Annotated in this window: 10 protein-coding genes; 6 read left to right on the forward strand and 4 right to left on the reverse strand. The window is 73.6% G+C overall.

Translation table 11 applies throughout. The annotated features are described in order from the left end of the window. Positions 1–116 precede the first annotated feature (116 nt). Positions 117–1118: an asparaginase gene (locus tag AB0D29_RS22785; protein ID WP_362856611.1), complete on the forward strand. Its 1002-nt coding sequence runs from the start codon at positions 117–119 to the stop codon at positions 1116–1118. Positions 1119–1393: 275 nt separating this feature from the next. Here the strand turns inward: AB0D29_RS22785 and meaB are convergent, their stop codons facing one another. From meaB to AB0D29_RS22805, 4 genes are all read right to left on the reverse strand, one after another. Then, complete coding sequence (gene meaB, locus AB0D29_RS22790; protein ID WP_362856612.1) at positions 1394–2377, reverse strand: methylmalonyl Co-A mutase-associated GTPase MeaB; 984 nt, start codon at positions 2375–2377, stop codon at positions 1394–1396. Between the two features lie 10 nt (positions 2378–2387). Further along, positions 2388–4571: a methylmalonyl-CoA mutase gene (scpA, locus tag AB0D29_RS22795; RefSeq protein ID WP_362856613.1), complete on the reverse strand. Its 2184-nt coding sequence runs from the start codon at positions 4569–4571 to the stop codon at positions 2388–2390. Next, on the reverse strand, positions 4568–6433 hold the full coding sequence (locus AB0D29_RS22800) for a methylmalonyl-CoA mutase family protein (protein ID WP_362856614.1): 1866 nt from the start codon (positions 6431–6433) through the stop codon (positions 4568–4570). Before AB0D29_RS22800 ends, scpA begins: the two co-directional genes overlap by 4 nt. A gap of 351 nt (positions 6434–6784) precedes the next feature. Then, on the reverse strand, positions 6785–7915 hold the full coding sequence (locus tag AB0D29_RS22805; protein WP_362856615.1) for a MerR family transcriptional regulator: 1131 nt from the start codon (positions 7913–7915) through the stop codon (positions 6785–6787). A 1634-nt stretch (positions 7916–9549) separates the two neighbouring features. On the opposite strand from AB0D29_RS22805, the gene AB0D29_RS22810 reads away from it, so the two are divergent. The 5 genes from AB0D29_RS22810 (at position 9550) to AB0D29_RS22830 (ending at position 14187) form a co-directional block, all read left to right on the forward strand. Then, positions 9550–10488 (forward strand): TauD/TfdA family dioxygenase, encoded by a 939-nt coding sequence (locus AB0D29_RS22810; protein WP_362856616.1) that lies wholly within the window; start codon positions 9550–9552, stop codon positions 10486–10488. 99 nt (positions 10489–10587) lie between these two features. Next, the gene (ssuE, locus tag AB0D29_RS22815) at positions 10588–11151 is read left to right on the forward strand and encodes an NADPH-dependent FMN reductase (protein ID WP_362856617.1); all 564 of its coding nucleotides are present in this window, start codon (positions 10588–10590) and stop codon (positions 11149–11151) included. A 41-nt stretch (positions 11152–11192) separates the two neighbouring features. After that, positions 11193–12227 (forward strand): ABC transporter substrate-binding protein, encoded by a 1035-nt coding sequence (locus AB0D29_RS22820; protein ID WP_362856619.1) that lies wholly within the window; start codon positions 11193–11195, stop codon positions 12225–12227. An 8-nt stretch (positions 12228–12235) separates the two neighbouring features. Then, on the forward strand, positions 12236–13030 hold the full coding sequence (locus AB0D29_RS22825) for an ABC transporter ATP-binding protein (protein WP_362856621.1): 795 nt from the start codon (positions 12236–12238) through the stop codon (positions 13028–13030). After that, positions 13027–14187, forward strand: a complete 1161-nt coding sequence (locus tag AB0D29_RS22830; protein ID WP_362856622.1) for an ABC transporter permease — start codon at positions 13027–13029, stop codon at positions 14185–14187. The genes AB0D29_RS22825 and AB0D29_RS22830 overlap by 4 nt, the downstream gene beginning before the upstream one ends. Positions 14188–14234: the final 47 nt, after the last annotated feature.

Here is a 14234-nt window from a genome sequence, read left to right on the forward strand (position 1 = left end):
GTTAGAGGCCGGGTGGAAGACGCAATCACATTGCGCGTAGATCGCTCTATCATTGCTGCTTTGAGCACATATGTGCGAGTGACCATGCGTGAGTACGAGAAGGGCGGCCACGGCCAATGGGACGGATCGTCGTCATCAGCACCGGCGGAACGATAGCCAGCCGCTGGCAGGGCTCCGGCTTCGCCGCGGACGCCGACGGGAGCGAGGTCATCGCGACCGCGCCGCTGCCCGAGGGCGTCACGGTCGAGGTCGTGGACCTGTTCAGCGTGAACAGCCCCCGGCTCACCACCGCCCACCAGCTCACCCTGCTGCGCACCGTGCACGAGGTGCTCGCCGACCCCGACGTGGACGGCATCGTCGTCACGCACGGCACCGACACCCTGGAGGAGTCGGCGTTCCTGGTCGACCTCCACCACCACGACCCGCGCTCCGTCGTGTTCACCGGATCGCAGCGACCCATGGGCACCGCCGACGGGGACGGCCCGGGCAACCTCTACGACGCCCTGCTCACCGCCGCGAACACCCGCGGCCTCGGCGTGCTGATCGCCTTCGCCGGGCGGGTCCACGCCGCGCGGGGCACCGTGAAGACCCAGGCCGTGGAGCTGGACGCGTTCGCGGACCCCTCGAAGGAACTGCTCGGGAAGATCGGCTTCGGCAAGGTCACCATCCTGCGCACCCCGCAGCGCCCGGCGCCGCTCCCGCTCCCGGCGATGCCGGAACTCCCGCCGCGCGTGGACGTCGTGGTCCACCACGCCGACGGCGACCCGCTCCTGCTGAACGCCGCCGTCGAGGCGGGCGCGCGCGGCATCGTCCTCGTCGGCACCGGCGCGGGCAACGCCACCCCGGAGATCGTGGACGCGGTCAAGGTCGCCGTCGGGCGGGGCGTCCTGGTCGCGCTGAGCACGCGGGTCATGGCAGGGCCGGTCACCGAGATCTACACGCACGGCGGCGCGGTGGACCTGGTGGCCGCCGGAGCCGTCCCGACGGGCACCCTCCGCGCCGGCCAGGCCCGCATCGCGGTCGTCTCCGCCCTGCTCGCCACCGACAACCCGGTGGAACAGACCCGCGTCCTGCGCCTCGCGCTCAACGCGTCGAGCCCGATCCTGGCCGAGGTCTAACCCTCGACCACGCCCGCCTCCCGGGGCTCCGCCCCAGACCCCGCGCCTCAATCGCCGGCGAGGCTGAAAGACCGGGGCTCCGCCCCGAACCCCGCGCCTCAAACGCCGGCGGGGCTGGAATTGCGCTCCGCGCACTCCAGCCCCTCGAGCGCTTGCAGAACGACGCCGGGCAAATCCAGCCCCGCCGGCGTTTGAGGCGATCTTTCAGCCCGTCCGGCGTTTGAGGACCGGGGGTCCGGGGGCGGAGCCCCCGCAACGGCGCCGCACGCGCCACGTCAGCCGCGGCCGAACGCCGCCAGGATCTGATCCGCCGCAGACGTGGCCGTGACCGTGCCCGCCCGGACCGAGGCCTCCAGGCCCGGGGAGACATCCCGCACGGCGGGATCGGCCCGCAACCGCTCCAGCAACTCCTCGCGGACCATCGACCACGTCCACTCCACCTGCTGCGCAGCCCGCTTCGCCGCCAGCCGGCCCCCCGCGTCCAGCAGGGTCCGGTGCTGTTCGAGGCGGTTCCACACCTCGTCCAGCCCGGCGGACTCCCGCGCACTGCACGTCAGGACCGGCGGCGTCCAGGCCGCGTCGACCGGGTGCATCAGCCGCAGCGCGCCCGACAGTTCCCGCGCCGCCGCCTTCGCGTCGCGCTCGTGCGGGCCGTCCGCCTTGTTGACCGCCAGTACGTCGGCCAGTTCCAGGACGCCCTTCTTGATGCCCTGCAACTGGTCGCCCGTACGGGCCAGGGAGAGCAGCAGGAAGGAGTCGACCATGCCCGCCACCGTGGTCTCCGACTGGCCCACGCCGACCGTCTCGACGAGGACCACGTCGTAGCCCGCCGCCTCCATCACGATCATCGACTCGCGGGTGGCCTTGGCGACCCCGCCCAGCGTTCCCGCCGAGGGGGACGGCCGTACGAACGCCGCCGGGTCCACCGACAGCCGCTCCATCCGGGTCTTGTCACCCAGGATGGAGCCGCCCGTACGCGTGGACGACGGGTCCACCGCGAGGACCGCGACCCGGTGGCCCAGACCCGTCAGCATGGTGCCGAACGCGTCGATGAAGGTGGACTTGCCCACCCCCGGGACACCGCTGATGCCGATCCGGCGGGCCCGGCCGGCATGCGGCAGCAGCTCCGTCAACAGCCCCTGCGCCAGCACCCGGTGCGCGGGCAGGGTGGACTCGACGAGGGTGATCGCGCGGGCGATGAACGCGCGCTTCCCGTCGAGCACCCCCTTCGCATAGGCCTCGATGTCGATCTTCGGCACCGGCGGCCGCCTACAGCTCGTGGCCCAGGTCCGCGGCCAGCCGCGACACCAGGTCGTGGGCCGCGTCCGGGATCACCGTGCCGGGCGGGAACACGGCCGTCGCGCCCATCTCCAGCAGCGTCGGGACGTCCGCCGGCGGGATCACCCCGCCCACGACGATCATGATGTCCTCGCGGCCCTCCTCCGCCAACTGCTCGCGCAGCGCCGGTACGAGGGTCAGGTGGCCGGCCGCCAGCGACGAGACGCCCACCACGTGGACGTCCGCCTCGACGGCCTGGCGGGCCACCTCCGCCGGGGTCTGGAACAGCGGGCCGACGTCCACGTCGAAGCCCAGGTCGGCGAAGGCGGACGCGATCACCTTCTGACCGCGGTCGTGCCCGTCCTGGCCCATCTTGCAGACCAGGATGCGCGGACGGCGGCCCTCCGCCTCCTCGAACCGGTCGATGAGCGCACGCGTGCGCTCCAGGGACGGGGACTCGCCTGCCTCGGTGCGGTACACACCCGAGATCGTACGGATCTGGCTCGCGTGCCGCCCGTACACCTTCTCCAGTGCGTCCGAGATCTCACCCACCGTGGCCTTGGCGCGCGCCGCGTCCACGGCGAGGGCCAGCAGGTTCCCGTCCCCGCGCTCGGCCGCGTTGGTCAGCGCCCGCAGGGTGTCCTGGGTGACCGCCTCGTCGCGCTCCTCGCGCAGCCGCCGCAGCTTGGCGATCTGCTGGCTGCGCACCGAGGAGTTGTCGACCTTCAGGACGTCGATCGCCTCGTCGTTCTCCACGCGGTACTTGTTGACGCCGATCACCGGCTGGCGGCCCGAGTCGATGCGCGCCTGCGTCCGGGCCGCGGCCTCCTCCACGCGCAGCTTCGGGATGCCCGCGTCGATGGCCTGCGCCATGCCGCCGGCCGCCTCGACCTCCTCGATGTGCTGCCACGCCCGCCGCGCCAGGTCGTACGTCAGCTTCTCGACGTACGCGCTGCCGCCCCACGGGTCGATGGACCGGCAGGTCCCCGACTCCTGCTGCAGCAGCAGCTGGGTGTTGCGGGCGATGCGCGCCGAGAAGTCCGTCGGCAGCGCGAGCGCCTCGTCGAGGGCGTTGGTGTGCAGCGACTGGGTGTGGCCCTGGGTCGCGGCCATCGCCTCGATGCAGGTGCGCGTCACGTTGTTGAAGACGTCCTGCGCGGTCAGCGACCAGCCCGAGGTCTGCGAATGCGTGCGCAGCGAAAGGGACTTGGCGTTCTTCGGGTCGAACTGCTTGACCAGGCGCGCCCACAGCAGGCGGGCCGCGCGCAGCTTCGCGACCTCCATGAAGAAGTTCATGCCGATCGCCCAGAAGAAGGACAGGCGCGGCGCGAAGGCGTCCACGTCCAGTCCGACCGCCTGACCCGCCCGCAGGTACTCCACGCCGTCGGCGAGGGTGTACGCCAGCTCCAGGTCGGCCGTGGCCCCGGCCTCCTGGATGTGGTAGCCGGAGATGGAGATCGAGTTGTACCGCGGCATCTTCTGCGAGGTGAACGAGAAGATGTCGGAGATGATCCGCATCGAGGGCTTGGGCGGGTAGATGTAGGTGTTGCGGACCATGAACTCCTTGAGGATGTCGTTCTGGATGGTCCCGGCGAGCTTGTCGGGGGAGACGCCCTGCTCCTCCGCCGCCACGATGTACAGCGCGAGGACGGGCAGCACCGCGCCGTTCATCGTCATCGACACCGACATCTTGTCCAGCGGGATCCCGTCGAACAGCTGCCGCATGTCGTAGATCGAGTCGATCGCCACGCCCGCCATGCCGACGTCGCCCGTCACGCGCGGGTGGTCGCTGTCGTAGCCGCGGTGCGTCGGCAGGTCGAAGGCCACCGACAGGCCCTTCTGACCGGACGCCAGGTTGCGCCGGTAGAAGGCGTTCGACTCCTCGGCCGTGGAGAAGCCGGCGTACTGCCGGATCGTCCAGGGCTGGTTCACGTACATCGTCGGGTACGGGCCGCGCAGGTACGGGGCCACGCCCGGGTACGTCTGCAGGAAGTCCAGGCCCTCCAGGTCCCGCCCGGTGTAGAGCGGCTTGACCCCGATGCCCTCGGGGGTCTCCCACAGCAGGTCGGCGGCCGCGGTGCCGGTGGACTCCTTCACCGAGGCGCGCCACTGCTCCTCGGAGGCCCCGGCGGCGGAGGAGCCGAGCGCCAGCTCGGAGAAATCGGGGATGCTCAAGACGGCACTCCCATCCGGTCGAGTACGGAGGACAGTACGGCGACGGCGTCACAGCCGGCGAAGACGTACTCGTCCACGGAAGCCTCTGCGGTGCCCGGCCGGCCGGCGAGGAAGACGGTCGTGGCGCCCGCCGCGCGCAGCGCCTCGGACACCGCCGCGGCCTGCTCCTCGTACAGCGCGTCGCTGGAGCAGAGCACGGCCATGCCGTCGGCGCCGCTCGCGGCGTAGGCCTCGGCGGCCGTCGCCGGGTCCACCGACACCGGATCGTGCACGGGCTCGACACCGCCCGCCATGAAGAGGTTCGCGGCGAAGGTGGCGCGCGCGGTGTGCGCGGCCGCCGGGCCCAGCGCGGCGAGGAAGATCCTCGGCCGGGCGCCGGTCGCCGCCAGGTGCGCGTCGCTGCGGGCGCGCAGGGCCTCGTACGCCTCGTCGCGCCGGACGCGCGGCAGTCCGCCGGCGGGTCCGGCGGGCGCGGGCTCGCGGACGACGGGCTTCTCCGACAGCAGCGGGAACTCGCTGACGCCGGTGATGGGTTCGCGGCGCTTGGCCAGCTTCTTGGAGCGCTCGGCCCAGGTGGCGGCCAGCCGCTCGGCGACCAGCCCGGAGCGCAGGGCGGCGGCCTGGCCGCCGGCCTTCTCCACGGTCCGGAAGAACTCCCAGGCCGCGTGCGCCAGTTCGTCCGTCAGCCGCTCCACATAGTACGAGCCGCCGGCCGGGTCGATCACCCGGGCCAGGTGCGACTCCTCCAGCAGGATGGTGGAGGTGTTGCGGGCGATCCGGCGCGCGAAGGCGTCCGGCAGGCCCAGCTCGTGGTCGAAGGGGAGCACGGTGACCGAGTCGGCGCCGCCCACACCCGCGGCCATGCAGGCCACGGTGGTGCGCAGCATGTTCACCCAGGGGTCGCGGCGGGTCATCATCACCGGCGAGGTCACCGCGTGCTGGAGCTGGGCACCCGCCTCCGGGGCCCCCGAGGCCTCGGCGATACGGGCCCACAGCCGGCGCGCGGCGCGCAGCTTGGCGATGGTGAGGAACTGGTCCGCGGTGGCGGTGTAGCGGAACTCCAGCTGCCCGAGCGCGGCTTCGGTGCTCAGTCCGGCCTCGGTGAGGGTACGGAGGTAGGCGACGCCCGTGGCCAGGGACAGGCCCAGCTCCTCGGCGGCGCTGCCGCCGGCCTCGTGGTACGGCAGGGCGTCCACGGTCAGGGCGCGCACCCCGGGCCAGCCGGCGGCGGCCTCCCGGGCCAGCTCCACGGCGGCGGCCGGGTCCAGCGCTTCCCCGGTCCGGGCCTCGTGGCCCAGCGGGTCGGCGCCCAGCGAGGCCCGCGCGGCCTCGGGGGCCACCGCGCTCTCGGTGAACAGGTGCAGCAACGCGCGTGCGGCTTCGGCGTATTGGGCTCCCGCGTCGAGGGAGACCGGGGCGAGGTCCAGGTAGACCCCCTCCAGCGCCCGCGCGAGGCCGTCGACCGGGAGGCCGCCCCGACCCACGGTGAACCAGAGGGAGGTGACCCCGTTCTCCAGGTCGGCGAGAGCCGCTTCGTTCACGCGCACCGGATCGGTGCCCGCGAGGCGCTGGCGCACGTCCCAGCCGTTCGCGGTGGTGCCCTCCGGCTTGCCTCCGCGTACGAAGGGGGCGAAGCCGGGCAAACCGGTGTCTGGAGCCGTCCCGTCGGGCGGCGCGCTGTAGAGCGGGCGGGTGGTGAGCCCGTCCTCGAGAGGGGTGGACAACGCATCTTCTGCGGCCTCGCCGGAGGCTTCCTTGCCCGACTTGCGCAGTACGCCTTCTACAAGGCGCTGCCACTGCTCATGCGTCGCGTCAGGGAACTCGGCGGCCAGGGAGAGCCCGTCGTCAGGCAGGACCGTCATGGCTCGAATGCTAGGGGCGGGCGCTTAAGGCGCACCATACCGTCCGGTGTGATCTCGCCCTCTCGTGAGATCCGACAAGGATCTTGACTGGCGGGCTGAGCAGCACCGTTGCCGCCGCCCCGGAGGGTCCGGCCGGACCCGCGCGCGTTACCACGATCCGTCGGAGATCTCCACGGACGGGCGAGCGCTCCTTCGCGGCGGCCCCGCTCCGCCGCGGGCTTCTCCCGTGCGGGACGCCCGCCCGTGCGCTCACGCCCGCGACCGTCCGCGACCGCCCGATTGAAGACTTCCGACAGAAGCGCCGGTCCCGGCGTGCCGCGGGGGTCGGTCCGGCCCGGGCGGTGCGGGTGGTCAGTCCTCCAGGCGGACGGGCATCAGCAGCGAAAACGTGTCCTCGGAGTCGGTCCGGCGGATCACCAGGGGCGCGGTGGGGGCGCCGAGCTCCAGGACCAGCTGGTCGCGGGCTCCGGCCGCGAGGGCGTGCAGCAGGAAATCGCGGTTGACGGCGACGCGGTCCGGGTCGTCGTCGCCGTCCTCGCAGACGGTCACCCCACCGTCGGCCGTCACCTTCAGCACGCTGAGGTCACAGGCGCCGCCGTCCTGCCCGAGCGCCTCGCCCGCACGGACGGGGCCGGTCTCCACCGCCTCCCGGAAAGCCGCGACGTCGACGAGGGCGCGGCGTCCTGCCGGCAGGCGGACGAGGCGACGGTAGTCGGGGAACTCGTGGTCGACGCACCGGCCGCCCGTCTGACGGTCCGCCGCCTCCAAGGTCACGCGGTCCCCGTCCACGGCCAGCCGGACCGGGGCGTCGCCGGTCAGCAGCGCCCGCATCGCGTCGGCGAGCGGGGACGGCACGATGGCCTGCACGCGGGGCCCGCCGTAGCCGGTGGTGGCGGCCTGCGCGACAGCCATCCGGTACCGGTCGGTGGCCACGACGCGGAGGGCGTCGCCCTCGATGTCGAACAGGACGCCGCCGAGCATCGGCAGTTCCGGATCGGTGCCGGCGGCGAAGCGGACCGCGTCCAGCGCGGCGGCCAGCGCGGCGGCGGAAACCGCCGGCCGGACGGTGGCGGGGGCGCCGGTGGTGCCGGGGGCGGCGGTTGCGGCGGTGGCGGCGTTGCGGAGCACGGTCATCGGGTCTTTCTCCCTGCGGTCGAGGAGCGCTCGGACGGTGGAGAACGCGCTGCGGGCATCGGACAGCCCCCGTTCGAGACGGCGCAGATGCGCCTCCAGCAGCTTCCGCACCAGGTCGGTGTCCGCACCGGACCAACCGGCCAGCACCAGCCGGATGTCCGCCAACGGCATGCCGGCCCGCCGCAGCCGGGCCAGCAGGCCGGCCTCCTCGAGCTGTTCGGGGCCGTACCAGCGGTAGCCGCTGACCGGATCCACCCAGGCCGGGACCAGCACGCCGGCCCCGTCGTAGAACCGCAGGGTGCTGACACTCAGTCCGCTGTCCCGGGCCATCTCGCCAATGCTGCGCATCTCGCTCTCCACACCCCGAACTCTGCGCCCTCCACCAGGTCGAGGGTCAACCGTGGCGGCTGCGTTGCGGGGTCGTGAAATCCAGCCATGGGTTTTCGGCCGCAGGCGGTCGTGCGGACGATCTACCGGACCGGCGGAACGCGCAGGTCACAGCAGGTGTACGGAGTCGGGTGAGGGGCTCGTTCCGGCCACCCCGGGGAGCCGCGGGAGGGGGTTGACCGGCGGCGGGGGCGCTGACAGTCTCCGAGCCATGTCCGCGACCGAACTTCTCGCCGCGCGGCTCCACACCCCCGGCCTCTGTACCGAGCCGGGCGAGTGTCCGGGCCGCTGTCCGGCCCCCACGGCCTGACCCCCGCCCGCACGCCCTCCCGGACCCCGCCCCTGCGGGCCGCCCCCGGGCCGCGCCCTCCCGGACCGCCTCCACGGACCGGCCCCCGGGACGCACCGTCCCGGACCGCTCCCACGGGTCGGCCCCCGGGGCGCGCTCTCCCGGGCCGGCGCCCACCAGGACCGCCTTCCCAGGACGACCCGTCACCGGACCGGTGCCCGGGAGGGTCCCCGACTCGGCGCCCCTGACCGGGGACGTCCCGGGACGCGCTGCCCCTGACCGGGGCGCCCGGCCGGGGGCCCTCACCGCCGACCGACGGGCACGTCCCCCAGGGCGGCTCCGCACCGGCGGGCCCGCCATGCCGGACCGGCACCCCACCGGGAACGCCTTCCGTCACGACCACCCACCGAACCCACCGAGACGACTCCGCACCGGAGCGGTCCGCCCGGGACGGCCCCCCACCAGGGGACACCGCTCCGCTACGACCACTCACCGGCACGACCCCGCGCCGGGACGGTCCGGCGGGAACGGTGCCCGACCAGGGCCACCGTCCCGGCCGTTCCGCCCAGGCACGGCGCCTATGGCGAGTACCCCCGGAACCCACCGGCGCGGCCTCGCGCCGGGCGGCGGGGACGGTGTTCAACCAGGCCACCGTCCCCGCCGTACCGCCCAGGGGCGGGTGCACCCACCGGAACCCGCCGGTGGTGGCCTCGCGTCCGGGTGTTCCGGGGGTGGCCCCCGATCGGGGAAGCCGTTCCCGCGTGGGCACCCGCGGGTGCCCACGGCGAGCGCTCCATCGAGGCCCCCAGGGGTGGCCTCGTACCGGAGCGGCCCGCCGTGGTGACGCCGCACCGGGGGAGCCCGGCGCGGTGCGCCCCGCCGGGGACCGCCGGTGGGGCGGCTCCCGACGGCTCTCCCTACCGGAGGTCTTCGCCGGGACGGTCACCCCGCCAGGGTGTCCCACCGGACGGATCTCCCTCGGGGTGGACCCCGCGGGCGGCCCGGGGCTCCACCAGGGGTGCCTCACCGGCTGCCGGGACGGCTCCCCGAGGGCTCGCCCCACCGGGATGTCCTCCCGGGGTGTCGTCCCGGGGCGGGCTCCGTGTGCGGGGGTCGCTCGGACCGGGGCCCCGCCGTCGGAGGGGCCGGCGGCGGGGCGGCCGGGCTCCCGAGGGGCCTCCGCGCCCTCGGGAGCCGGCGCCCGCACCCGTACCGCCCGCACCACGCTCACGTCACGTCACGCCACTCCGTTTCCGCCGCTGCGGCGACCAGCCCGCCCGCAGCCAGTCCTCAGCAGGGAGCTCCCATGGCCACCACCCTTCCCGCCCCCACCGTCACCGTCACCAAGATCGGCGGCCGCATCGGCGCCGAGATCGGCGGCGTACGGCTCGGCGGCGACCTGCCCGACGGCACCGTCGCCGAGATCCGCGCCGCCCTCCTCGCGCACAAGGTCGTCTTCTTCCGCGGCCAGGACCACCTCGACGAGGCCTCCCACGAGGCCTTCGCCGGGCTGCTCGGCGCGCCCGTCGCGCACCCCACCGTCCCCTCCGCGGACGGCCGTTACGCCCTCGGCATCGACTCCCACCACGGCGCCCGCGCCAACCAATGGCACACCGACGTCACCTTCGTCCCCGCCTACCCCGCCTTCTCCATCCTCCGCGCCGTCACGATCCCCCCGTACGGCGGCAACACCCTCTGGGCCAACACGGCCACCGCCTACGCCCACCTTCCCGAGCCGCTCCGCGCCCTCGCCGACGGCCTGCGCGCCGTCCACTCCAACGAGTACGACTACGCCGCCCTGAAGCCCGACGCCCTGCCCGAGGCCCTGGCCCAGTACCGCGAGGTGTTCACCTCCACCAAGTTCCTCACCGAGCACCCGGTGGTCCGCGTCCACCCCGAGACCGGCGAACGCACCCTGCTCCTCGGCAACTTCGTCCAGCGGATCAGCGGCCTCACCGGCCGCGACTCCCGCGTCCTCCAGGACCTCTTCCAGTCGCACATCGAGAGCCCCGAGAACACCGTCCGCTGGCAGTGGCAGGCCGGCGACGTCGCGATCTGGGACAACCGCGCCACCCAGCACTACGGCGTGGACGACTCCGACGACCACGAGCGCACCCTGCGCCGCGTCACCGTCGACGGCGACGTCCCGGTCGGTCCGGACGGCGAGCCCTCCCGCCTGATCAGCCCGGAGACCGTCCCGGACCCCGCCTTCGGCATCCCGTCCGGCGCCTCCGCCGCAGCCTGACCGCCACAGCCTCCGCCTCCACCGCCTGACCCCGTTCCGCCCCGCACCGCCCGCACCGCCCGCCCCGACCGCTCCCCGTACGTCACCCAAGGAGCCCCCGTGCCCCACCTGCTCGCCATCACCGGCAGCCCCTCCGCCCACTCCCGTACCGCCGTCGTCGCCGACCACGTGCTGCGCCGCCTGTCCCACTCCGGCTTCGGGACCGCGCACCTGGCCGTGCGCGAGCTCCCCGCCGCCGACCTGCTCGCCGCCCGCCGTGGCGAGCCCGAGATCCGCCGGGCGCTCGAAGCCGTGGCGGAGGCGGACGGCCTGGTCATCGCGACCCCGGTCTACAAGGCCTCGTACACCGGCCTGCTCAAGGCCTTCCTCGACCTGCTCCCGCAGGACGGCCTCGCCGGGAAAACGATTCTCCCGCTGGCCACCGGCGGCAGCCTCGCCCACGTCCTGACCATCGACTACGCCCTGCGCCCCGTGCTCGCCGCCCTCGGCGCCCGGCACGTCACCGCCGGCCGGTTCGTCCTCGACTCCTCCGTCGAGCGCGGCTCCGGCCCCGACCGGCTGCGGCCCGAGGCCGAGCTCGACCTCTTCCAGGCGGTCGACGAGTTCGCCGAGGCCCTGCGTGCCGCGCCCGTCGCCGCCGCCGCGCTCACCACCGCTCCGTAACACCACGCCACCACGCAACCGCACCGACAAGGACCCCCGCCATGCCCGCAGGATTCACCTCGACCCGCACCTCCCGACGCCAGTTCCTGACCCTGCTCGGCATCTCGGCGGCCGCGGTGAGCTGCGGCACGGCCACCGCCACGGGCGGCGGATCCGGCTCGCAGGTCAAGACCCTGAAGTACCAGGGCTCGGTCGGTGCGGTCACGCTCCCCGAACTCGCCGCCGACCTCGGCTACTTCGAGGACGTCACGCTCGAATGGGTCGGCAACACCATCAGCGGCCCGCAGGACATCCAGTCCGCCGCCACCGGCCAGACCCACTTCGGCAGCGCCTTCAACGGCGCGGTCATCAAGCTCGCCGCCGGCAAGGCGCCGATCAAGGCGGTCATCTCCTCCTATGGCTCGGACCAGTACTCCTACGCCGGCTACTTCGTCCTGGAGGACAGCCCGATCCGCTCCGCCCGGGACCTGATCGGCAAGAAGGTCGGCATGAACACCCTGGGCGCCCACTACCAGGCGCTGCTCGACACCTACCTCAGCCGCAACGGCCTCTCCAAGGCGGACGCGGCCAAGGTCGAGGCCCTGGTGATACCGCCCGTCAACACCGAACAGGCGCTGCGCGCGAAGCAGATCGAGGTCGGGGTGCTCACGGGCATCCTGCGCGACAAGGCCGTCGCCTCCGGCGGCATCCGCCCGCTGTTCACCGACGTGGAACTGCTCGGCCCGTTCAGCGCGGGCACCTACATCATGACCGAGCGCTTCATCAAGCAGAACCCGGACACCGTACGGACCTTCGTGACGGGCGTGGCCAAGGCCATCGAGTGGTCCCGCACCACCCCGCGCGAGGAGGCCGTCGCCCGGATGACCGAGATCGTCAAGAAGCGCGGCCGCAACGAGGACACCACCGCCCTGCAGTACTGGCGCTCGTACGGGATCGCCGAGACGGGCGGCCGGATACCCGACCAGGAGTTCCAGCTGTGGCTCGACTGGCTCGGCGAGCGGGGCGACATCAAGCAGGGGCAGTTCAAGCCGTCCGACCTCTACACCAACGAGTTCAACGCATACGGAAAGGGGTGACGGCCACCATGACGAAGATCGTGTTCGAGGGAGTGCGCAAGACCTTCGGGGACTTCACCGCCCTCGACGGCATCGACCTGGAGATCCGCAGCGGGGAGTTCCTCGTGGTCGTCGGCCCCAGCGGCTGCGGCAAGTCCACGCTCCTCGACCTCCTCGGCGGCCTGGCGGCCCCGACGGCCGGGCGGATCCTGCTCGACGGCAAGCCGGTCACCGGGCCGGGCCTGGACCGGGGCATCGTCTTCCAGCAGTACGCGCTGCTGCCGTGGCGCACCGCCCAGGGCAACGTCGAGTTCGGCCTGGAGGCCACCGGTGTGCCGCGCCGGCAACGCGCCGCCCGGGCCAAGGAGTTCCTGGACCTGGTCGGACTGACCGGCTTCGAGGACCGGCACCCGCACCAGCTCTCCGGCGGCATGCGCCAGCGCGTCGCCATCGCCCGCGCGCTGGCGTACGACCCGGACGTGCTGCTGATGGACGAGCCGTTCGCCGCGCTCGACGCGCAGACGCGCGAGTCCCTCCAGGACGAGCTGCGCCGCATCTGGCAGAGCACCGGCAAGACCGTCGTCTTCATCACGCACGGCATCGAGGAGGCCGTCTACCTCGGGCAGCGGGTGGCCGTCATGACCTCCCGGCCCGGCCGGGTCAAGGAGGTCGTCCCGGTCTCCTTCGGCGACCGCGACGGACTGCTGGGGGAGGCACTGCGGTCGAGCCCGGAGTTCGCCCGCTACCGGCACGAGATCTGGAACCTCCTCCACGACGAGGTGGCCCGCGCGCAGCAACTGGAGAAGGAGGGGGCAGCCGCATGAGCACCGGAACCGACACCACCGCCCTGACGGCCTCGGCCCTCACCACCCCGGCCGAGTCCGCCCCCGTCGCGGATACCGCTGTTGCCGCTGCCGGGTCCACCGCCCCCGACGGGGCCCCCGCCTTCACGTCCCGGGCCCCGGCACCCGCCCCGGCCCCTGCCGAGTCCGCCCCGGACGCGGGGACCGCCCCCGCCCCGGCCGGGTCGGTCCCGCCGGCGGGGCCTGCCCCGGCCGCTTCCGGGACCACCCCCGGCGGAGCCCGGGCCGGCAAGTCCCCGGCCGAAGCCGACCACGCCCTGGCCGACGCCGAAGCCGACGCCGCCCCCGGCCCGGCCCGGGTACCCGCCGCGCCCGCAGCCCCGGCCCCCGTCCGGACGAAGACCGCCGCCCTCGCCGTCGTACGCGCCCTGAAGGCCGTCGCCCTCCGGACCGCCGCGATCCTCGCGCTGGTCGCCCTCTGGGAGTTCGCCCCGCGCGCCGGCCTGGTCGACGCCACCTTCCTGCCGCCCATCAGCGAGGTGGCCGTCGCCTGGTGGGAGCTGGCCGGCGACGGCCAGCTCGCCGACCACACCCAGGCCAGCCTGATCCGCTCCTTCGGCGGCTTCGGCATCGCCGTGGCCGTCGCCGTCCCGCTCGGCCTGCTCATCGGCTGGTACCGGCCGCTCGCCGATTTCCTCGGGCCGCTGCTGGAGGTCTTCCGCAACACCGCGGCCCTCGCGCTGCTCCCGGTGTTCGTCCTGCTCCTCGGCATCGGCGAGACCTCGAAGGTGTCGATCGTCGTCTACGCCTGCCTCTGGCCCGTCCTGCTCAACACCATCAGCGCCGTCCGCAACGCCGACCCCACCCTGATCCGGCTCGCCCGGTCGATGGACCTCTCCACGCCCCGCCTGTTCCAGAAGGTGATCCTGCCGGCCTCCGTACCGGCCATCTTCACCGGAATCCGGCTGGCCGGCGCCGTCTCCATCCTCGTCCTGGTGGCCGCCGAGATGATCGGCGCCAAGGCGGGCCTCGGCTATCTGATCAACGCCTCGCAGTTCAACTTCGCGATCCCGCAGATGTACGCCGGCATCGTCACCATCTCCGCCATCGGCGTGGCCTTCAACCAGCTGCTGGTCACGATCGAACGCCGCCTCAGCACCTGGCGCGTCCCGGCCTGACGGCCCGTGCCCGTGCCCGGACCCCGACGTCCGACGCCTGACGGCCG

Origin of the sequence: Streptomyces sp. NPDC048424, assembly GCF_040651555.1 — a bacterium.
In the GTDB taxonomy this organism is placed as follows: domain Bacteria; phylum Actinomycetota; class Actinomycetes; order Streptomycetales; family Streptomycetaceae; genus Streptomyces.